This is a genomic window from Streptomyces sp. NPDC038280 (genome assembly GCF_055600045.1).
Genome location: NZ_JBVJYZ010000006.1, coordinates 131,617 through 151,808 on the forward strand (window position 1 = coordinate 131,617; position 20,192 = coordinate 151,808).

Consider the following 20,192-nt stretch of genomic DNA (forward strand, 5'->3'; position numbering starts at 1 on the left):
GACCCAATGGTTTTCATCGCTGCACTTCAGGCCGTTGTTACGGCCGTCCCGTTCGACGGTGAGCCGTCGGACCCGGAGCTGGACGCGATCGAGCGCGAGATGCCGCTGATTCTGGCGGAGGTCGACCTGCTCGACGCGCAGATCATGACCATCGACCGGCCGGCCACCGAGCTGGACGAGCGGCGGACCCGCCGGGCCCGCAACCGAGTCATGTCGGCCCGCCGCGACCTCACGAACCGCGCCGGTACGGCGCTGACGGGCGGTGCCGCATGAGCACGCAGACCCTGAAGGAGCTGAACGCCCCGCTACTCGCGCTGCGGGTGTTCGGTGTGGAGTTCGCGCACCTGTCGGCACCGTGCCTGTCGGTGTCCACGGTCTATCCGGACCTGCTGGAACTGTCCTTCCATGACGACCTCGCCGGTTTCGAGGCGTGGCGCGACGCTCTCGGGCTCACCCCGGAGAGCGTGAGCTACCACGAGCAGGGCACCCACACCCGGGTCCTGAAGGTGGAGACCGAGTACGCCGGCGCCCGGCTGCGCCTGACCGGCTACGGACGGATTCCGGCGCTTGCCCCGGGCGGTGCGGCGTGAACCGGGCCGGTAAGGCGCTGCTCGTCCTCGCCCTGGTGGCCGTGGTCGGCATGGCGTTCCGTGTCTCGTGGAACGCGCTGCGGGACGTGGCCACGGCCGTCGGGGCGGACAAGACCGGCGCGACCCTGTACCCGTTCGTGGTCGACGGTCTGATGGCCCTGGCCCTGGTCGCCACGCTCGTCCTGACCGACCGGGCCGACAAGGCGTTCGCGCTGCGGGTCCTGGCCGCCTACACCGCCGCCTCGCTCGTCCTCAACTTCGTGCACGGTCTCGTACCCGAGCTGCACGGCGAGTCGGTCGACTGGACCCGGCTCGCCGAGTGGGACGCGGTCAACTGGCTGCTCGTCCTGCTCGCCACGTCACTTCCCGTCGGGTCGATCTACTTCGGCTCCGATCTCGTCGCCAAGGTGCTGCACCACCGACCGATCGACCCCGCGAATATGGAGAAATCTAGCCAGATCGACACGGAACGGTCTACCTCTGACCTGCCCGTAGCGGCCCCGGAGCCGCTTCCCGCACTGGTCGAGCCGGTGACGGTCGAGTGGCTCGAGCAGGTCGATTCCCCCGCCGAGGAGGACCCGACTGATCGGGTCGCCGTGCGGGCGGTGGCGGCCGAGCAGTCGGCCTCGCGCCGGGCGACCGGTCGGGTCCCGGACGCGGCCCGATCGGCCCGACCGCGCCGCACGGCGGATGAACTCCTCGATGAAGCGCGGCAGGTGACGGAGTCGTGGACGGTGGATCAGTTGACCGCCGAAGGCATTCGCAAGGCCCTGCGCACGTCCTCGGACAAAGCCCGGATGCTGCGGGAGACCCTGCGCGCCGAGCGGACGGCTGAGCAGGTTCCTGAGCCGGTCGCGGTGGCGTGATGGGCGCCATCCCCGTCTACCGGTGGCGGCTCGCCCCCGACGGATTGGCTACCTTCCGGCAGCTCCGTGCGCTGGGCCTGCGTCCCGGGGGTCAGCCGGTCGCGGCGCAGCTCGAACGTCCCCGCCGGCGGCGGGAGCCGCTGGTCGCCTATCTGTACCGGGTTGACCTGGCCAGACCCGTCCGCCTCATGACGCCCGCCCGGCGGGCGGCCCTCGCCAAGGCGAATGCTGCCCGGCAGATCTGCCCGAACTGCCGCCGGGACGCCGGGTATCGCATCCCGACCTCGCTCGGCATGTGCACGCCCTGCGCCTACCCCGAGCAACAGCCAGAGAGGACACGGCCGTGAACAACCTTCCTGAGCCCGCCAGGGTGGTCCGGCTCCCGGACGGCACCTACGTCTATGCCGACCACCTCCCCGCCATCCACCAGCCGAACACCGCTCCGCAGATCGTGCACCAGCACATCCACCAAGCGCCGCCGGACCGCACGGTTGAGCGCATCGCGCTCGGCTCCGGTGTCGGCGCCGGCGCGGTCGCAGCCGGGGTCTACTTCGGCCCCCTGCTCGTCGGAGCCCTGACCGCCATCGCCGCGAACCTCGCGCTGCTCGCGTTCCTTGCCGTCGCCCTCACCTGGGGCGTCGTGACCGTCGTCAAGAGCGTCGGCGGCCCGGACGGCAAGAACGCGGCCATGACGCTCAAGCGGGCTCGCCTGAAGGGACGGTGACCGTGTTCTCCGCCGGAGACAAGGTGCTCATCGTCGCGTGCGAGGACGACCCCCGGGCCAAGGGACGGACGGGCCGGATCGTGGACGAGGACCCGCCCGGACCGCTCACGAACGGCCGGTGGACCGTCGCCGGGATCAGCTGGCTGATCGCCCCCGTCCTCTGCCACACCGACGAACTGCGGCCCGCCTGACGGCTGCCCGATCCGCCCGTCCCGTACGGGCGGTGAGGGGAGCCGGACAGTCCGGCCCCAGGGAGGGATTACCGCTGTGGACAGCACCCAGTACCGCGCCCGTGCCGAAAAGCTCTTGAGCAGTCAGCACCCCCTCGACCTGAACCCCGCCATGGTCGAGCAGGCTGCCGTGTGGGCCGCGCTCGCCCAGGCCGCCGCCATCACCGAGGCCGCCAAGGAGAAGGCGGAGGTCAAGTGATGGTGCGTCCCGATGAGCCGAAGCTGACGACCGGTGAGAAGGCGAAGGTCGCGCTCCTGGTGGCCCGGATGTGCAAGCGCGGCATCGCCGGTGAGCAGGTCTATCGGGGTGATTTGGAACGCAAGGTCGAGCGGGTCATCGAGGGTGCCCGCAAGCGCGAGGAACGCGCCTCCAAGAAGAACGAGCGCGAGTAGCTGTGCCCCGGGACGGCCGACAGCCGCCAAGCATCCCGACCGCCCCGGGCCCTACCCGCCGCCCTTTCGAGCAGCAGGAGACCAGCATGACCGAGAACGTCATCGCCCTGTTCAAAGACCCACAGAACGAAGAACCCGCCACCCCGCTCGGCCCCGCGTCCGTCGCGGCCGCGCGTGCGCCGGTCCAGCCGGTCCGGGTGTGGAAGCGCGCCGGCCGCGCTGTGGTCGGTGCGGTGAGGCACGAGCGGACCAAGGGCGCCGGCCGGGCCGTGGTCCGTCACGGCTCCTACGTCATCGGCGGAACGAGGATCGTCACCCGTCGGGCGTGGGACGGCCGTACCGGTGCCCGCTACGAGCGGCTGCTCCGTGCGGCGGAGGCGGCGGGCAACTACGAAGCCGCGGGGGAATGGGAGGAACGCCTGCACCGGTTCCGCGACCAGCGGCACAAGCGGCGCATGGACCTGCTCATGGCCCCCGAGAAGGTCGTGAAGGGCGCCGCCTACGGCGCCGGCGGTGGGCTCGGTGCCCTGCTCGCGATCGGTATCGCGCTGACCATAGCGAACAAGGACGCCTCCGACGTCTTCACGCCGCTGATGGCGCTGGTGGAGCTGATCCGGCTGCTCGTCACGCTGATCACGATCCTGTGGGGCCCGCTGGTCGCGTTCGGTCCGTGGCTCGCGCTCATGGGGGTGTGGGCGGTCGGTCGGCACCGGGGCTCCGCCCCGCAGTGGGCTCTCCCCACCAACAGTCGCAGCGACGATGCCGGGGCGCCGATCACCCCTTCCGTCGTCGTCACCGCGCTGCGGGACCTGGGGATCGCGCCGCTGCGGAACGCCATCAAGGAGATGGGCGACGCCGGGGCGGCGATGCTCGGCCCGATCCGGATCGCCGGATGCGGTGTCGAAGTCGACGTCACTCTCCCCTCGGGGGTCTCCACCCAGGAAGTGCAGTCCCGCCGACGTAAGTTGGCGGAGAACCTGGCCCGGCACGAGCACGAGGTGTTCATCACCCTCCCGGCCGCCGCCCGCACCGTCCGCCTGTGGATCGCCGACTCGGGCGCGCTGGACGAGCCGATCGGCCCGTCCCCGCTCGTCACGGACGAGACGATGACCGCCGACTACACCAAGGGCCGGGCCCCGTGGGGTCAGGACCTGCGCGGGGATGCGGCGACGCTGAGCCTGTATCAGCGCCACCTGCTCATCACCGGCCTGTCCAACCAGGGCAAGACCGCAGCGCTGCGCTCGCTGGCGTTGTGGCTGGCGCTGGACCGGTCCGTGGAGTTCCGGGTGGCGGACCTGAAGGGCGCGGGTGACTGGGCCATGTGGGACGGGCTCGCCACGGTCCTGATCCAGGGCCCCACCGACGAGCACGTCATCGACGCTACCGAGATGGTCGAGGGCGGTGTCACGGAGATGGAGCGCCGTCTCCAGGCCCCGCCCGGCACCATCTTCCCGCCGCTGATCCTGCTGGTCGACGAAGCGCAGGTCGCGTTCATGTGCCCGGCGGTCGACGGCGAGAAGCGGCCCTACGGCGGCTCCAAGGCCACGTCCCGGTACTTCATGGCCGCCCGCAAGATTCACAACCAGGGGCGGGCGGTGAACGTGACCCTGTGGCAGGGGACGCAGGACCCGACCGATCAGAACCTGCCCAAGCTGGTCCGCGAAGGCGCCCACACCCGCGCGTCCCTCGCGCTGGGCACCGAGTCGCAGGCCCGGATGGCGCTGGGAGACAAGGCCGTCGACGGTGGCGCCGCGCCGAACCTGCTCCGCCCGGGCTTGGACAAGGGCACCGTCGTCGTCGCCTCCGACGGCATCAAGATTCCCGCCGGACAGGCATCCATCACGGTCCGCACCCACTACATCGACACCGACACCGCCACCGCCATCGCGGAGCGGGCGAAGGCCCTGCGGGGCGGGGTCACCACCCTGCACGTCGTCGACCAGGGCGAGGAACGTGACGCGCTCGCCGACATCTTCAGCGTCCTCGGTGACACCTCCCGGGTATTGACGGCCGACGTGCTCAAGCGGCTGTCCGCGCTCAGCGAGAAGACCTACGGCTCGTGGACGCCCGGCGACCTCAAGCGCGTATTGGAGGACGCCGGCGCCGAGCCGTACAAGTCCGACGGCCGCATGGTCGTCGGCCGCGAACGCGTCGCCCGCGCCCTCGCCAACCGCACCACCGAGGGTTCCGCTTCCGCCGAAGCCTGACAGGGAAGCGACCCCCGGACCGGACAGGGAGGCAGGGAGAACTCCCTGAACCCGTCCCTGCACCGCCTCCCTGGCCCTGACCTGTGAAAACGAGCTACCAGGGAGGCAGGGAGGCACCCTGCCACCACCTGCGAAAACCCCCTCCGCAAGCCATCCGGCAGGGGGTGTGCGTGCCTCCCTGAGCGGCCGCAACCCGTGATTCCGGTTGCTGTCCCCACGAACGCCGAGAGCGGCCCCCACAAGTCCGCCAAGACCGGGACCGCTCTCGTCCACCAGCACCACTTCGAGAACTGGAGACACCCAGCATGACCCATGACGTCCCCATCCGGCGAGACAGCGAACGGCTGTTACTCGCCCTGCGCCTGGCCGCCACTGGCGTGCCGGTCCTGCCACTGCGGGCCGGGAAGGTCCCATTCGGTAACTGCCACGGCTGCACCGGCAACGCCTGCGGCGGTCGGCCGAACATGAAGACCCCCGGCCCCTGCACCTGCCCCAAGCCGTGCCACGGATGGGCCGCCGCCACCACCGACCCCAACATCCTCGCCTCCCCGGCCTGGACGGCCGCGTGGAAGCACGCAGAGACGGTCGCCTACCACCCCGGCGGCGCCGGAGTGACCGTGGTCGACCTGGACGACGCCGACGCGATCGTGTGGGCCCGCGAGACCCTGCCGTCTACCCGGACCGTGGCCACCACGCGGGGCGAGCACTGGATCTACCGGGGCGCGATGCAGTCCGCCAACGGGGTGAGGCCCGGCGTGGACCTCAAGTCGTCCATGTCCTACGCCCGCTGGCTCGGCCCCGGAACCGGCACCATGGCTCCACTTCCGGCGGCCGTCCGCGCCCTGGTCGTGAAGGCGCCCGCTGTCGTCCGCCCCGTGCGAGGCACGGTCGCCGTGCCCGCACCGGCAGGTGCCGGGCCGTGCCTCCACCGGTCGCCCGTGTTCCTGGAGCGGGGTATCGCCATGGCCGAGCAGCGAATCACCGAGACCGCTAGCGCGGTCCACAACACGGTGTACCGGACGTTCCTCGCGGTGTTGTCCGCCCATGGCCGGTGCGGCTGCCTCACCGAGCCGCACATCGACCGCCTGTTCACCGCCGCGCAAGCCAAAGGCGAGTCGGTCCGGCACTGCGCGGACGCGTGGGCCAACGCCCGTACGACGTTGGGACTGTGACCATGACCGACGAGGAAAAGACTCCGGCACGCGAGGTCATCACCGACTACGCGCAATCCCACTTCCGGTACTTCCGCACCGCCGACGGCACGGTGTACGCGCAGAAGAACGGCCATCCCGTCGCCCGCCCGATCCGCTCTCAAGGCACGACGGGCAGCCACCGCCAGGAACTCATGGTCGGGCTGTTCAGGGACGGGTGCGGCGTCTTCAACGGGACCGCGCTCAAGGAAGCACTGGACCTGATCGAGGCACTGGCACTGACCGAAGACGTGCAGCCCGTCCACATCCGCGTCGCCCCCGGGTTCGACGGGGCGACCTGGCTCGACCTGGGTCGCACCGACGGGAAGTCCGTCCGCATCCACCCCACCGGCTGGGACGTCACCACCCCCGACCCCCGCGAGGTGTGCTGGCGGCGGACACAGCTCACCGGGGAACTGCCCCTACCTGCCAAGGACACCAACGGCAAAGGCATCGACCTGCTGATGCGGCTGTGCAACTTCGCCAATGCGGAGACGGAGTGCCTGGCTATCGCCTGGCTGATCGGCTGCTTGGGGCCGTCCGTGCCCGTCCCCGCACCGTTCCTCACCGGCCCTCAGGGAGCGGGCAAGTCCACCGGCGGCCGGATGCTCGTGCGGATCATCGAGGGTATGAGCGGTGACCTGCGCCGGGCGCCGAAGGATGAGGAGAACCTGATCGCGGCTGTGGCGGCTGGATGGGTCACGGCTCTGGACAACCTCTCCCACATGACCCCGGACCTGTCCGACGCCATGTGCTGCATCGTCACCGGCGCCGAGAACGTCAAGCGCGCACTGTTCACCGACGGGGACGTGTTCCGCGTCGGCTACCGCCGGCCCCTGCTCCTGACCGGTATCGATGTCGGAGTCATTCGACCCGACCTCGCGGAACGGCTCCTGCCGCTGCGTTTGGAGCGGCCCCGCGTCCGGCGCACCGAGGCGGAGCTGTGGGCGGAGTACGCGGAGATTCTGCCCGTCGTTCTCGGTTCCCTTCTGGACCTCACGGTTAAGGTCCGCGCAGCCGAGGCAGAGACCCCCACCGACCTGCGCATGGCCGACTTCGCCCACCTGTGCGCGCAGCTCGACGCTGCCACCGGCCTCGGGGCGCTCACCGCCTACCGGGCCAGTCTGGACGACCTGAACGACGACGTGATCGAGGGCGATCTCCTCGCCCAGACCGTCCTCAGGCATGCCGACACCATCGAGCCGGGCGCGGCGCAGCGGATGACCTCCACCGAGTGGCTGCACTGCCTCGGTCGCCTCTACTGCGGTGACGAACTGCGTCCCCTGCCCAAGGCCTGGCCGACCACTGGGAAAGTCCTCTCCGACCGGCTCAAGCGCCTCCAGCCGACGCTTGCCGCTCGCGGTGTCCTCATCGACACGGGCCGCACCAGCGCGGGCCGCTACCTCGAAATGACCCGCCCGGCCACCGCACCCCCACACGAGCAGCAGCGGATGTACTGACCGCGATCCGCACGCTCCCCCGGACAAGCAAGAAGAGCACCAGCGGCGTGGCGTGCTCCTCTTGCTGTTCGGCGGAACGCCGCCCAAAGGTCGCGCCGCGCAGCGGCTCCTTCTTCACGCTTTGCAGCACACCGCCACAACAGACACCCCTCTTCTTTGTCCTAAGAGGGAAGACGCTGCGTCATCTGCGTCATGCAAGCCGAAGACCGGCCCCTGACCTGCGGATACAGGCATGACGCAGACGGCGGAGTCTGCGTCATCCTGCGTCATCTACGTCATCCGATGACGCGGCCCATGACGCTGCGATGACGCACCCCCTAGCCGCTACGTCACACAAAGCCGCAGGTCAGAAGCCTAAATGACGCTCATGACGCAATGACGCAGAAATCCACACCTCGGACACATGCGCGCCAAGGTCCCGAGCGCAACTCCCCTAAGGCAAGGACGACTGCCCAGGAGGCACCCCGGATGAGCACCGCGATTGCCGCCCCCGTCGACCGACTCCTGTACAAGCCGGAGGAGGCTGCCGAAGCCCTCGCCATCGGCCGGTCGACTGTCTACGAGCTGATGGCCGAAGGAGCCCTTAAGTACATCAAGTTGGGCCGCACTCGCCGGATTCGGCGTGCGGATCTCGAAGCGTACGTGGAGAACCTCACTCCGCTGTCCAACTGACCTGAGCACCCCGGAGGCGCTCCGAGCTTCCCGCTCGGGGCGCCTCCCTCGTGGAGGAATGCATGAGCCCGCGAAAGCCCAACATGGAATCGTCCATCTACTTCGGTACCGATGGCTGGTGGCACGGTCGCGTCACGATGGGCGTGAAGAACGACGGCAGTACTGACCGCCGTCATCGTCGTGCCAAGACCGAGCCTGAGATCAAGCGCAAGGTTCGGGAGCTGGAACGGCTGCGCGACCAGGGCCGTGCGCCGGCTGCGGGCCGGAAACCGACCGTGGAGAAGTGGATGGAGACCTATCTCACTGACATCGCGAGTCTGAAGCTCAAGCCGCGCTCCCTGGACGACTACTGGTCCAAGACCCGCAACGACATCATCCCAGGGGTCGGTCAACACCGGATCGACAAGCTGCAACCCGAGCATCTCGAGCGGATGTACCGGGCCATGCTCGACGCTGGGCATGCCCCCTCACACGTGGTGAAGGTGCATCGCATCTTGTCGAGGGCTCTGAAGATTGCCCACCGCCGCCGCATCATCGCGGAGAACGTCGCCACCCTTGTGGATCCCCCGAGCGTCGACGAGATGGAGGCAAATCCGTTCACCAAGGAAGAGGCCAAAGCGTTCCTCGAAGCAGCCGCGAAGCGTCCCACCTTCATGCGGTGGATCGTGGGTGTCGGCATGGGGTTCCGGCAGGGGGAGACCCTGGGTCTGCGCTGGTCGTACGTGGACCTGGAGGCGGAGCTATTCCACCCTGAGTGGCAGCTTCAGCGCCTCACCTGGCGCCACGGCTGCGGCGAGCCGCATGCCTGCGGCTCGCGCCTCCACCGCTTCGAATCCTGCCCACCGGCCTGCACCACGCATAAGGGCTACAAGCGCGGTTGCCCGAAGCCATGCCCCAGGACGTGCACGAGCCACGCGAGCGCATGCCCGCAGCGCAAGGGAGGCGGTCTCGTCTTCACACGCCCCAAGACGAAAAAGAGCCGGAACGCCGTCCCGATTCCGCCCGTCTTCATTCCCTTCCTTCACGACCACAAGGCACGGCAGGAGACAATGCGGGCCGCCGCGGGGGAGTTGTGGCAGGAGTTCGACGTCGTGTTCTCGCGGACGGATGGGCGCCCGCTTGACCCACGGGCCGACTACGAAGAGTTCAAGGAACTGCTCGGGGAAGCAGGAATCGACGACCGCCGCCTGTACGACGGAAGCCGCCACACGGCCGGGACGATCCTGAACGAGCTGGGCGTGGACATGCCCACGATCATGGAGATCCTTCGGCACACCCAGATCAGTCAGACACGGCGGTACGTGAAGGGGCGGTCTCACCTCTCGAAGGACGCCATGCGCCGCATGGGCGAGTTCTTCGTTCCCGCGCCCCCGAAGCCGGATCCGGGCCCCACTGAGACCAGAATTGAGACCGTCGACACTCGCGCGGCCCGCGCCCGACAGCGGCGCCGCATCCGATAAAGGCAAAAGCCCCAGGTCACGGCGAGTGAGTCCTGGGGCTTCTACAGGGCCGCCTTCGGGATTCGAACCCGAGACCTACGCATTACGAGTGCGTTGCTCTGGCCAACTGAGCTAAGGCGGCATGCCGTGCTAATCCCGTGGTGGGTGCAGCAGCGACGCCAAGTCTACACAGTGAAAACGAGTGCCTCTCACACCCCCGGTTGTCCCCCGGCCGACCCCGGGTCGGGTTCAGCGGCAGCGGGTGCCGTCGGCCGGGATCGCCCCCTCCAGCAGGTAGCTGTTGATCGCCGAGTCGATGCAGTCGCTGCCGCGGCCGTACGCCGTGTGCCCGTCACCCTCGTATGTCAGCAGTGTCCCCGTGGACAGCTGGCCCGCGAGGGACTTGGCCCACTTGTAGGGGGTTGCCGGATCCCTCGTCGTGCCGACCACCAGGATCGGGGCCGCGCCCTTCGCCTCGATGCGGTGAGGGGCGCCGGTGGGCTTCGCCGGCCAGTACGCGCAGTTCAGCGCCGCCCACGCGAGGCCCTTGCCGAAGACCGGGGAGGCCTTCTCGAAGGAGGGAAGGGCCCGTGTCACGGCGTCGGGGCCGGTGAAGGAAGGGGGCAGGTCCAGGCAGTTCACGGCGGCGTTGGCGTACATCAGGTTGGAGTACGAGCCGTCGCCCTCCCGCTCGTAGTAGCTGTCGGAGAGGGCGAGCAGCTCCGACCCCTCGCCTCCCATCGCGCGCGTCAGCGCCTCGCGCAGCTGGGGCCAGGCGCGCTCGTCGTACATCGCGGTCATGACCCCGGTCGTCGCGAGGGACTCGCTCAGGGAGCGGGTCTCCCCGGTCGGCACCGGCTTGGCGTCGAGCTCCGCGAAGAAGGCCTTGAGGCGGGTGGAGGCCGCAGCGACCGATTCCGTCCCGAGCGGACACTCGGGCTTCTTGACGCAGTCCGCGGCGAAGGAACGGAAGGCGGTCTCGAAGCCGGCCGTCTGCTCGCGGTTCAGGTCGACGGCGGGCAGTGAGGGGTCCATCGCCCCGTCGAGCACGAGCCGTCCGGTGCGCTTGGGGAACAGTTCGGCGTAGGTCGCCCCGAGGAAGGTGCCGTACGACGCCCCGACGTACGACAGCTTCTGGTCGCCGAGCGCCGCGCGCAGGATGTCCATGTCGCGGGCGGCCGAGACGGTGGAGACGTACGGCAGGACCCTCCCCGAACGCGCCTTGCAGCCCGCCGCGAAGCCCTTGAAGGACGCGGCGAGGCGGTCGGTCTCCCCCGCGTCGTCGGGGGTCGTGTCGACCTGCGTGTACGCGTCCATGCCCGCGCCGTCGAGGCACTCGACGGGCTCGCTGCGGGCGACCCCGCGCGGGTCGACGGCGACCACGTCGTAGCGGGCTCGGACCGGCGCGGGGTAGCCGATCCCGGCGTACCCCTCCAGGTAGGCGACGGCCGAGCCGCCCGGGCCGCCCGGGTTGACCACCAGGGAACCGAGACGCTTGCCGGGTCCGGTGGCCTTCGCCCGGGACACGGCCAGTTTCACCTGTCCGGCGTCGGGCTTCGCATAGTCGAGCGGGGCCCGCAGGGTGGCGCACTCGAAGCCGGGGGTTCCGCAGGTACGCCAGGTCAGATGCTGCGCGTAGTACGCCGTGAGGTCGCCGACGACGGCCTTCGGCGCCGTGGCCGGGGCGCCGGGTCCGTTCGTCGCCCCGGGAGCGGCCGCGCTTCCGCCGGAACAGCCCGAGAGGACGAGGCCGGTGGCCGCCAGGGCGATGGCGGAGCCACGGAGGAAACGCCTGGAGTGCGTGTAAGCCATATGCGGAGCGTAGCCGGACGGTGACGCAACGCGCGGCTTCCTGCCCGTACGGGTGACAAGCCCGCGGGATCCGGGCCCGGACGTCAGCCCTCCCTGAGTGCCATCGTCATGGCCTCCACGGCGAGCAGCGGGGCCACATTGCGGTCCAGCGCCTGCCGGCAGGCGATCACCGCCTCTATCCGGCGCAGCGTGCGCTCCGGCGTCGAGGCCCGCGCGATCCGTTCGAGGGAATCCCGTACGTCCTCGTTGGCGAGCTCGGTGCGCGCCCGCATCTGGAGCGCCAGTACATCGCGGTAGAAGCAGGTCAGATCCGTGAGCGCGAGGTCGAGGCTGTCGCGCTGCGTGCGGGTCCTGCGGCGCTTCTGACGCTCCTCGAGCTCCTTCATGGCGCCGGCGGTGCCCCGGGGCATCCGACCGCCCTGACCCCCGCCCAGCGCGGCCTTCAGGTCCTCCGTCTCCTTGACGTCGGTCTCCTCGGCGACCTGCTTGGCGTCGTCGCCCGCCGCGTCGATCAGCTCCTGGGCCGCCTTCAGACAGCCACCGATGTCCTCCACGCGCAGGGGCAGCTTCATGACGGTGGCCCGGCGTGCCCGTGTCCGCTCGTCGGTGGCGAGGCGGCGGGCCCGGTCGATGTGGCCCTGGGTGGCGCGAGCGGCGGCGGCGGCGATCCCGGGCTCGATGCCGTCGCGCCGTACGAGCACATCGGCGACGGCCGCCACCGGGGGTGTCCGCAGGGTCAGCAGGCGGCAGCGGGAGCGGATGGTGGGCAGGACGTCCTCGAGCGAGGGAGCGCAGAGCATCCAGACCGTGCGTGGCGCGGGCTCCTCGATCGCCTTCAGCAGCACATTGCCCGCGCCTTCGGTGAGCCGGTCGGCGTCCTCCAGCACGATGACCTGCCACCGGCCGACCGCGGGCGACAGCTGGGCGCGACGGACGAGATCGCGGGTCTCCTTCACGCCGATGGAGAGGAGGTCGGTTCGGACGACCTCCACATCGGCGTGCGTACCGATGAGACTGGTGTGGCAGCCGTCACAGAACCCGCAGCCCGGCTCGCCGCCGAGCGCGCGGTCCGGACTCACACACTGCAGCGCGGCGGCGAACGCGCGCGCGGCGGTCGCGCGGCCCGAGCCGGGCGGGCCGGTGAACAGCCAGGCGTGCGTCATCCGGGACGCGTCGGGCGGGGGCGCGTCCGACGCATGGGCGGTGACGAGGGCATCGGCGTCCCGCGCGGCGGCGGCGAGCTGCTCCTGCACCCGCTCCTGCCCCACGAGGTCGTCCCATACGGCCATGTCTGCCCCTCCTCAGGTACGGGATCCATTGTGGGGCACCGCACTGACAACCCGGTCCGGCGGCGGCGTCGACGGCGCGGCCGGAGGGGGCGTCGGCGCGGTCCGAGGGGCTTCGGTCGGGTAGCCGCCGGGGTTGGGACCGGGCCGCCCGGGGTTGGGCCGTTCCGACGGCGGCTTGGGGCCGGGCTCCGCCGGCTGTGAGGCAAGCGCGTCGGCGTTGGGGACCGGGTGCGCCGGGGTCGGGTCGTTCCGACGGGCTTGGGGCCGGGCGACCGGGCCGCCCCGGGTTGGGAGGCCGGGTGGGCCGAAAGCGCCGAGACCCGCCGTGCGACGCAGCCCCCGGCTTCGGGTCGGGCCCGGGCCGGGGGGCAAGGCGCTGCAGCACGTCGGGGATTCGGGCCGGGCGGGCCGGGAGCCCACAACAGGCCCGAGGCCCGCGCCGCAGCGCAGCGCTGGGAGCGGTTAGTCCCGCCCGTACGGCGCCGATCCCGGCAGCGCCCCGCAGCCTCCGCCCCGGGCTTCGGGCCGGGCCGCAACGAAGTCGCCTGCGCCCGCATCGCGCCGCACCCCAGCCGGGTCTGCGCCAGACCGGCCCCCGCCCAGCTCAGCCGGGCCAGGGCCAGGGCCAGACCGCACCCCGCCGGCCCCGCCACGCCGTCGGCTCAACGACCGCGCCGTCGGCCCTCGTCCTCGTCGTGCGGCCCGAGCAGCTCGTCCGCGAGCGACGGGAGGTCGTCCAGCGGAGTCTCCTCGGCCCAGTCCCAGCGGCGCCTCGGACGGCCCTGCTCGTCGACCTGGGGCAGCTCGGCCGTGCGGTCGTTCGGACCGGGAGTCCGGGTCTGGCCCTGGTTCTCGTCACGGAAGATCCCCGGCGGGACCCGGTCGGCCGGATCGGCGTCCCGTACCGGAGGCAGCACCGCCGTCTCGTCGGCAGCACGCGCGTCCCGTACCGGAGGCAGCACGGCCGTCTCGTCGGCAGCACGCGCGTCTCGTACCGGAGGCAGCACGGCCGTCTCGTCGGCAGCACGCGCGTCCCGTACCGGAGGCAGCACCGCCGTCTCATCTGCGGCAGCCGAGCCGGCGGCACCCGAGCCGGTGCCCCGCCGGTCCGTTCCCCGCGAGTCCGTGCCCCGCGAGCCGGCGGCACCCGGGTCGGTCCCCCGCACGTCAGCCTTACGCGGGTCACCCGTCCGCGGGTCAGGGCCACGCCCTTCCCGTACCGGAGGCAGCACCGCCGTCTCGTCGACCGCCTCCGCCGGCACCACCGGCGTCGGCACGGTCTGCGTCACCTCGTCCGGCTGGACGATCGGCGTCGGGACCGTGACCTCGTTCGGGGACACCTCCGGAACCCCGGCCGCCGCCTCCGCCGCAGTCGCCGCTTCCGCCGCCGAGGCCGCCGCAGCCGCCTCCGCCAGCCGGCGCGCCTCCTCGGCCCGCAGCAGTGCCTCTTCCGCCTTGCGCTGCTTCTCCCGGCGCCGTTCCTCGGCCTCGGCCCGCAGGCGGGCCTCCTCCTCGGCCTGCTTCCTGCGCCGCTCGTCCTCCGCGCGGCGCGCCTTCTCCTCGGCCTCGCGGCGGCGACGCTCCTCCTCGGCCGCCTGCCGCGCCTCCTCGGCGCGCCTGCGGGCCTCCTCCGCCTGCCGCTCGGCCTCGCGCTGGCGCGCCTCTTCCTCCTCGCGGCGCTTGCGCTCCTCCTCCTCGGCGCGGAGCTTGGCGAGCTGGGCCTGGCGCTCGCGCTCCAGACGCTCCTCCTCGGCCTTGCGCGCGGCCTCTTCCTCGGCCTTGCGCCTGGCTTCCGCCTCGGCGGCCTTCCGCGCCTCCTCCTGGGCCTTCACCTCGGCCTCGGACAGGGGGAGCATCTGGTCGAGCCGGTGGCGTACGACGGTGGTGACCGATTCGGGTTCCTGGCCGGCGTCCACGACGAGGTAGCGGCTCGGGTCCGCGGCGGCGAGGGCCAGGAAACCGGCCCGTACGCGCGCGTGGAACTCGGGCGGCTCCGACTCGAGCCGGTCCGGCGCCTCCGTGAAGCGTTCCCGCGCGGTGTCCGGCGAGACGTCGAGCAGCACGGTCAGATGCGGGACCAGTCCATCCGTCGCCCACCGGGAGATCCGGGCGATCTCCGTCGGGGACATGTCGCGGCCCGCGCCCTGGTAGGCCACGGAGGAGTCGAGGTACCGGTCGGAGATGACGATCGCACCCCGCTCCAGCGCGGGGCGGACCAGCGAGTCCACGTGCTCGGCGCGGTCCGCCGCGTACAGCAGTGCCTCGGCGCGGTCGGACAGCCCCGCGCTCGACACGTCCAGCAGGATCGAGCGCAGCCGCTTGCCGATGGGTGTGGCGCCCGGCTCGCGGGTGACGACGACCTCGTGGCCCTTGGCCCGGATCCACTCGGCGAGCGCCGCGACCTGGGTGGACTTGCCAGCGCCGTCACCGCCCTCCAGGGCGATGAAGAAACCGGTCGCGCTCGGGGCCTGGGCCGGGTCGGCGCCGCGCAGGGCGTCCCGCAGGTCGCGGCGCAGCGGCACTCCGGATCGATCGTCGGTCTTCGCCAGTACGAGGGCCGCGACGGGCAGCAGCAGGGCGCCCACCAGCATCAGTGTGAACGCGGCGCCGCCGTGCGCGAAGACGAAGTCGCCGCCGGCGAGCCGGTGCGGCCCGATCGCGGCGGCGAGCAGCGGTGCGGCGAGCACGCCGAGGGCGATCGCCACACGGACGACGGCCTGGAGGTGCGCGGTGATCCGGGGGCGCCGGAACTCCTCGGTCTCCAGGTCGGTCAGCGCGTGCCCGGTGTTCGCGGCGACTCCGGCGGCGAGGCCGGCGAGCAGCGCGATGAACAGCACGGTCGCGGTGTCCGGAACCAGACCCATCGCGAGCAGCGCGATACCGGTGACCGCGATCGCGAGTGCGAGGAGGCGGCGGCGGGACAGGGCGGGCAGTACGGAACCGGCCGCACGGATCCCGACGGCCGTGCCGCCGATCAGCGCCAGGATCAGCAGCGCGAAGGTGAGGGGGCCACCGCCGAGGTCGGGGGCGTGCAGAACGGCGACGGCCGCGGCGGAGGCGATGGCTCCGGAGACGGTGGCGCAGGCGACGACGAGCAGCGGGACAGCGCCGGTACGGCCCTTGTCGGGACCGTCTCCGGTCGACGGCCGCCGCAGCCCCTCGAGGGGAGAGCGGAGCCGGGGCGTCTGGGTGTCCGGCAGTTCGATGACGGACAGGACGGAGACGGAGGCGGCGAAGAGGCCTGCCGCGACATACGCGCCGAGGGCCGCCTGGTGCAGCGAGAACCACTCGACACCGGTCCCGAGCAGATTGCCGATCAGGGTGGCGACGAGCAGCGCGGCGGCCGCGGCGGGAATGGCGAGAAACGCCGTACGCAGGGAGAGGCGCCGGAGCGCGTCGAGATGGTCCGGCAGGGGGCGCACGGCGGCACCCTCCAGCGGCGGCGGGGGGAGCAGTGCGGGGGCCGCGCTCTCCCTCGCGGCCGACCAGAACCGCTCGGCGACCCCGGCGACGAACACCGTGCCCAGCAGGAACGCGAGGGCCTTGTCCGGTGTCCAGTCGATCCACAACGGTGCGACGACCAGCAGCCCGATCCGTACACCGTCCGCGCCGATCATGGTCCAGCGGCGGTCGAGCGGGCCGGACGGCGCGGTGAGGCTGGTGAGCGGCCCGAGGAGTACGGCTCCGAAGAGCAAAGTGGCCAGTATCCGCGCACCGAACACCGCGGCGACGGCGAACGCCGCTCCGCGGTAGCCGCCGCCGAACGCCCCCTCGAAGACGGACGCCTGAAGCGCCAGCAGAAGGAGGACGAGCAGGGCGAGCGCGTCGCCGACGCTGCCGACGACGTGCGCGCTCCACAACCGCCGGAGCGGCTGGTTGCGCAACAGAGCTCTTACGGCGCGCTCGCGTGAGTCTGCGGCAAGTGAGGCGTCGGAGCCCGAGGTGTAGCTCACGACGACTGGCTGCTCGGCTGGCTGCTCGGCTCGCGTCATCCGCCCAGCCTATCCGGAGCGCCCCCGTCCCCGGAGTCCCCACCCGAACAAACGCCCGTCTGATCGCCTCACCGGGTGGCGGGTGATCGCCACGACGGGTGCCTTGCGGGGGTGGCGACCGAACGGCTCGGCGTGCGCCTCACCGGTCGGCGACCGAGCCGCTCGACGGGTCACGGGAAGCAGGTGGCGGTGGCGGGTGGCGGGTGATCGCCGCGAAGCGCCCCACCCGCCCCACCATCGTTCCCGGTCCTACTCGTCCGCCGTACCGGCCGACGCCGAAGCCGTCTTCTTGGCGGCCGCCTTCTTCGCCGCCGTCGTTTTCGCGGCGCTCGTCTTGGCGGCCGTCTTCTTCGCCGTGGTCGTCTTCTTCGCCGCGGTCTTCTTCGCCGTCGCCGTCTTGGCCGCCGTCTTCTTCGCGGGGGCCTTCTTCGCGGCCGCCTTCTTCGCCGTCTTCTTGGCCGGGCCCTTCGCCCGCTTTTCGGCGAGCAGCTCGTAGCCCCGCTCCGGCGTGATCTCCTCGACGCTGTCGCCCGTCCTCAGCGTCGCGTTCGTCTCGCCGTCGGTGACGTACGGCCCGAAGCGGCCGTCCTTCACCACCACGGGACGCTCGCTGACCGGGTCGGTGCCCAGCTCCTTCAACGGCGGCTTGGCCGCGGCACGGCCACGCTGCTTCGGCTGGGCGTAGATCGCCAGCGCCTCTTCCAGCGTGATCGTGAAGAGCTGCTCCTCGTCGGTCAGCGACCGGGAGTCCGTGCCCTTCTTCAGATACGGGCCGTAGCGGCCGTTCTGCGCGGTGATCTCGACGCCCTCGGCGTCGGTGCCCACCACGCGCGGCAGCGACATCAGCCTCAGTGCCTCGTCGAGGGTCACCGTGTCGACGGACATCGACTTGAAGAGCGAGGCCGTCCGCGGCTTGACCGCGTTCTTGCCGGTCTTCGGCGTGCCCTCGGGCAGCACCTCGGTCACGTACGGGCCGTACCGCCCGTCCTTGGCGATGATCTGGTGGCCGGTGGCCGGGTCGGCGCCCAGCTCGAAGTCACCGCTCGGCTTGGCGAGCAGCTCCTCGGCGTACTCGACGGTCAGCTCGTCCGGCGCGAGGTCGTCGGGGACGTCGGCGCGCTGGTGGCCTTCCTGCTCCTTCTCGCCGCGCTCGATGTACGGGCCGTACCGGCCGACGCGGAGCATGATGCCCTCGCCGACGGGGAAGGACGAGATCTCGCGCGCGTCGATCGCGCCGAGGTCCGTGACCAGCTCCTTGAGGCCGCCGAGATGGTCGCCGTCGCCGTTTCCGGCATCGGCGGCGGCGCCCGCGCCGGAGCTCTCGCCCTCGCCGAAGTAGAAACGCTTCAGCCACGGCACGGACTGCGCCTCGCCCCGCGCGATGCGGTCGAGGTCGTCCTCCATCCTGGCGGTGAAGTCGTAGTCGACGAGCCGGCCGAAGTGCTTCTCCAGCAGGTTGACCACGGCGAAGGACAGGAACGACGGCACCAGGGCCGTGCCCTTCTTGAAGACGTATCCGCGGTCCAGGATCGTGCCGATGATCGACGCGTACGTCGACGGACGGCCGATCTCGCGCTCTTCGAGCTCCTTGACCAGCGAGGCCTCGGTGTAGCGGGCCGGCGGCTTGGTCGCGTGGCCGTCGGCGGTGATCTCCTGGGCGGAGAGCGCGTCGCCCTCGGCGACCTGGGGCAGCCGCCGCTCGCGGTCGTCCAGCTCGGCGTTCGGGTCGTCGGCGCCCTCGACGTACGCCTTCATGAAGCCGTGGAAGGTGATCGTCTTGCCGGACGCGGTGAACTCGGCGTCCCGGCCGTCGGCCGCCCGGCCGCCGATCTTCACGGTGACGGAGTTGCCGGTCGCGTCCTTCATCTGAGAGGCGACGGTCCGCTTCCAGATCAGCTCGTAGAGACGGAACTGGTCGCCGCTCAGACCGGTCTCGGCCGGCGTGCGGAAACGATCACCCGACGGACGGATCGCCTCGTGCGCCTCCTGGGCGTTCTTGACCTTCCCGGCGTACGTGCGCGGCTTCTCCGGCAGATAGTTGGCGCCGTACAGCTGCGTGACCTGGGCCCGGGCCGCGGAGACCGCGGTGTCCGAGAGGGTCGTGGAGTCCGTACGCATATAGGTGATGAAGCCGTTCTCGTACAGCTTCTGGGCGACCTGCATGGTCGCCTTCGCACCGAATCCGAGCTTGCGGCTGGCCTCCTGCTGGAGGGTGGTCGTGCGGAACGGCGCGTACGGCGAGCGGCGGTACGGCTTGGACTCGACCGAACGGACCGAGAAGGAGGTCTCGGCCAGGGCGGCGGCCAGACCGCGGGCGTTCGCCTCGTCGAGGTGAAGCACCTGGTCCGACTTCAGCCGACCGTCCGAGCCGAAGTCACGGCCCTGCGCGACACGCCGGCCGTCGACCGCGGCCAGCCGGGCGGTCAGCGTCGAGGGGTCGGACGCGTCACCGGTGCGGCCGGTGGAGAACGTGCCCGTCAGGTCCCAGTACTCGGCGGAACGGAAGGCGATGCGCTCGCGCTCCCGCTCGACGACGAGACGGGTGGCGACGGACTGCACACGGCCGGCGGACAGCCGCGGCATGACCTTCTTCCAGAGGACCGGCGAGACCTCGTAGCCGTAGAGGCGGTCGAGGATGCGGCGGGTCTCCTGGGCGTCGACCATGCGCTGGTTCAGCTCGCGCGGGTTGGCGACGGCGTCGCGGATCGCGTCCTTGGTGATCTCGTGGAAGACCATCCGGTGGACGGGAACCTTGGGCTTCAGGACCTCTTGGAGGTGCCACGCGATGGCCTCGCCCTCGCGGTCCTCATCGGTGGCGAGGAAGAGCTCGTCGGATTCGGCGAGCAGCTCCTTGAGCTTCCTGACCTGGGCCTTCTTGTCGGCGTTGACGACATAGATCGGCTGGAAGTCATGCTCGACGTCGACGCCGAGACGGCGCACCTCGCCGGTGTACTTCTCGGGCACCTCGGCGGCGCCGTTCGGCAGGTCGCGGATGTGCCCGACGCTCGCCTCGACGACATATCCGGGGCCGAGGTAACCCTTGATCGTCTTCGCCTTGGCAGGCGACTCGACGATGACGAGTCGGCGGCCGCCGTGTGCGGTCTCGCTGGTCGGGGACAACTTCGCTCTTCTCTCCGGTCGACGCTCAGTGGCACATACGGCGCAGTGGGCGCAGTAGGCGCAGTAAGAGGACTGCGCGCGCTGCGATGACGCTGCTTACGCTGCTGTCGCTGCGGAGTGTGACGGTACAACCCGCCCCCGTGTCAAACGGCAAAAGACCGCAACGGCCACTCGAACGGTAACCCGAGTCCTGCCATTCCTGCCGCCC

17 protein-coding genes and 1 tRNA gene are annotated in these 20,192 nt (G+C 71.1%); 13 read left to right on the forward strand and 5 right to left on the reverse strand.

The features are described 5' to 3' along the window. Window positions 1-6: 6 nt before the first annotated feature. The 13 genes from ACZ7J0_RS15415 to ACZ7J0_RS15475 all read left to right on the forward strand — a co-directional run bounded on the left by ACZ7J0_RS15415 (window position 7) and on the right by ACZ7J0_RS15475 (window position 9,792). A complete protein-coding gene (locus tag ACZ7J0_RS15415) occupies window positions 7-273 on the forward strand; it encodes a DUF6284 family protein (RefSeq protein WP_470887533.1) in 267 nt (88 codons plus the stop codon). Further along, on the forward strand, window positions 270-590 hold the full coding sequence (locus tag ACZ7J0_RS15420) for a hypothetical protein (protein WP_470887535.1): 321 nt from the start codon (window positions 270-272) through the stop codon (window positions 588-590). The genes ACZ7J0_RS15415 and ACZ7J0_RS15420 overlap by 4 nt, the downstream gene beginning before the upstream one ends. Continuing rightward, on the forward strand, window positions 587-1,456 hold the full coding sequence (locus ACZ7J0_RS15425; RefSeq protein WP_470887537.1) for a DUF2637 domain-containing protein: 870 nt from the start codon (window positions 587-589) through the stop codon (window positions 1,454-1,456). The genes ACZ7J0_RS15420 and ACZ7J0_RS15425 overlap by 4 nt, the downstream gene beginning before the upstream one ends. Further along, window positions 1,456-1,803 (forward strand): RRQRL motif-containing zinc-binding protein, encoded by a 348-nt coding sequence (locus tag ACZ7J0_RS15430; protein WP_470887539.1) that lies wholly within the window; start codon window positions 1,456-1,458, stop codon window positions 1,801-1,803. Before ACZ7J0_RS15425 ends, ACZ7J0_RS15430 begins: the two co-directional genes overlap by 1 nt. Next, window positions 1,800-2,180 (forward strand): DUF6251 family protein, encoded by a 381-nt coding sequence (locus ACZ7J0_RS15435; RefSeq protein WP_470887541.1) that lies wholly within the window; start codon window positions 1,800-1,802, stop codon window positions 2,178-2,180. Before ACZ7J0_RS15430 ends, ACZ7J0_RS15435 begins: the two co-directional genes overlap by 4 nt. Next, window positions 2,177-2,371, forward strand: coding sequence for a hypothetical protein (locus ACZ7J0_RS15440; protein WP_470887543.1), 195 nt, complete (start codon window positions 2,177-2,179; stop codon window positions 2,369-2,371). Before ACZ7J0_RS15435 ends, ACZ7J0_RS15440 begins: the two co-directional genes overlap by 4 nt. Before the next feature lie 76 nt (window positions 2,372-2,447). Beyond that, window positions 2,448-2,609, forward strand: a complete 162-nt coding sequence (locus tag ACZ7J0_RS15445) for a hypothetical protein (RefSeq protein ID WP_470887545.1) — start codon at window positions 2,448-2,450, stop codon at window positions 2,607-2,609. Then, window positions 2,609-2,803 carry a DUF6257 family protein gene (locus tag ACZ7J0_RS15450; RefSeq protein ID WP_470887547.1) on the forward strand — a complete coding sequence of 65 codons (195 nt, stop codon included), beginning with the start codon at window positions 2,609-2,611 and terminating at the stop codon, window positions 2,801-2,803. The genes ACZ7J0_RS15445 and ACZ7J0_RS15450 overlap by 1 nt, the downstream gene beginning before the upstream one ends. An 86-nt stretch (window positions 2,804-2,889) precedes the next feature. Continuing rightward, window positions 2,890-5,010, forward strand: coding sequence for a P-loop NTPase family protein (locus ACZ7J0_RS15455; protein WP_470887549.1), 2,121 nt, complete (start codon window positions 2,890-2,892; stop codon window positions 5,008-5,010). A gap of 305 nt (window positions 5,011-5,315) precedes the next feature. After that, the gene (locus tag ACZ7J0_RS15460; protein WP_470887551.1) at window positions 5,316-6,182 is read left to right on the forward strand and encodes a bifunctional DNA primase/polymerase; all 867 of its coding nucleotides are present in this window, start codon (window positions 5,316-5,318) and stop codon (window positions 6,180-6,182) included. Between the two features lie 2 nt (window positions 6,183-6,184). Continuing rightward, entirely contained in the window at window positions 6,185-7,660 is a 1,476-nt protein-coding gene (locus ACZ7J0_RS15465; RefSeq protein ID WP_470887553.1) for an ATP-binding protein, read from the forward strand. Between the two features lie 468 nt (window positions 7,661-8,128). Continuing rightward, window positions 8,129-8,332 carry a helix-turn-helix domain-containing protein gene (locus ACZ7J0_RS15470; RefSeq protein ID WP_277311916.1) on the forward strand — a complete coding sequence of 68 codons (204 nt, stop codon included), beginning with the start codon at window positions 8,129-8,131 and terminating at the stop codon, window positions 8,330-8,332. 62 nt (window positions 8,333-8,394) lie between these two features. Then, window positions 8,395-9,792 (forward strand): tyrosine-type recombinase/integrase, encoded by a 1,398-nt coding sequence (locus tag ACZ7J0_RS15475; RefSeq protein WP_470887555.1) that lies wholly within the window; start codon window positions 8,395-8,397, stop codon window positions 9,790-9,792. 47 nt (window positions 9,793-9,839) lie between these two features. Here ACZ7J0_RS15475 and ACZ7J0_RS15480 read toward each other — a convergent pair. The 5 genes from ACZ7J0_RS15480 to topA form a co-directional block, all read right to left on the reverse strand. Continuing rightward, a tRNA-Thr gene (locus ACZ7J0_RS15480) sits at window positions 9,840-9,913 on the reverse strand. A 107-nt stretch (window positions 9,914-10,020) separates the two neighbouring features. Further along, a complete protein-coding gene (locus tag ACZ7J0_RS15485) occupies window positions 10,021-11,583 on the reverse strand; it encodes an alpha/beta hydrolase (RefSeq protein WP_470887557.1) in 1,563 nt (520 codons plus the stop codon). Window positions 11,584-11,666: 83 nt separating this feature from the next. Then, the gene (locus tag ACZ7J0_RS15490) at window positions 11,667-12,872 is read right to left on the reverse strand and encodes a DNA polymerase III subunit delta' (RefSeq protein ID WP_470887559.1); all 1,206 of its coding nucleotides are present in this window, start codon (window positions 12,870-12,872) and stop codon (window positions 11,667-11,669) included. 662 nt (window positions 12,873-13,534) lie between these two features. Continuing rightward, on the reverse strand, window positions 13,535-16,864 hold the full coding sequence (gene tmk / locus ACZ7J0_RS15495) for a dTMP kinase (RefSeq protein WP_470887561.1): 3,330 nt from the start codon (window positions 16,862-16,864) through the stop codon (window positions 13,535-13,537). Window positions 16,865-17,113: 249 nt separating this feature from the next. Beyond that, complete coding sequence (topA, locus tag ACZ7J0_RS15500; RefSeq protein WP_470887563.1) at window positions 17,114-19,984, reverse strand: type I DNA topoisomerase; 2,871 nt, start codon at window positions 19,982-19,984, stop codon at window positions 17,114-17,116. Between the last annotated feature and the right edge of the window lie 208 nt (window positions 19,985-20,192).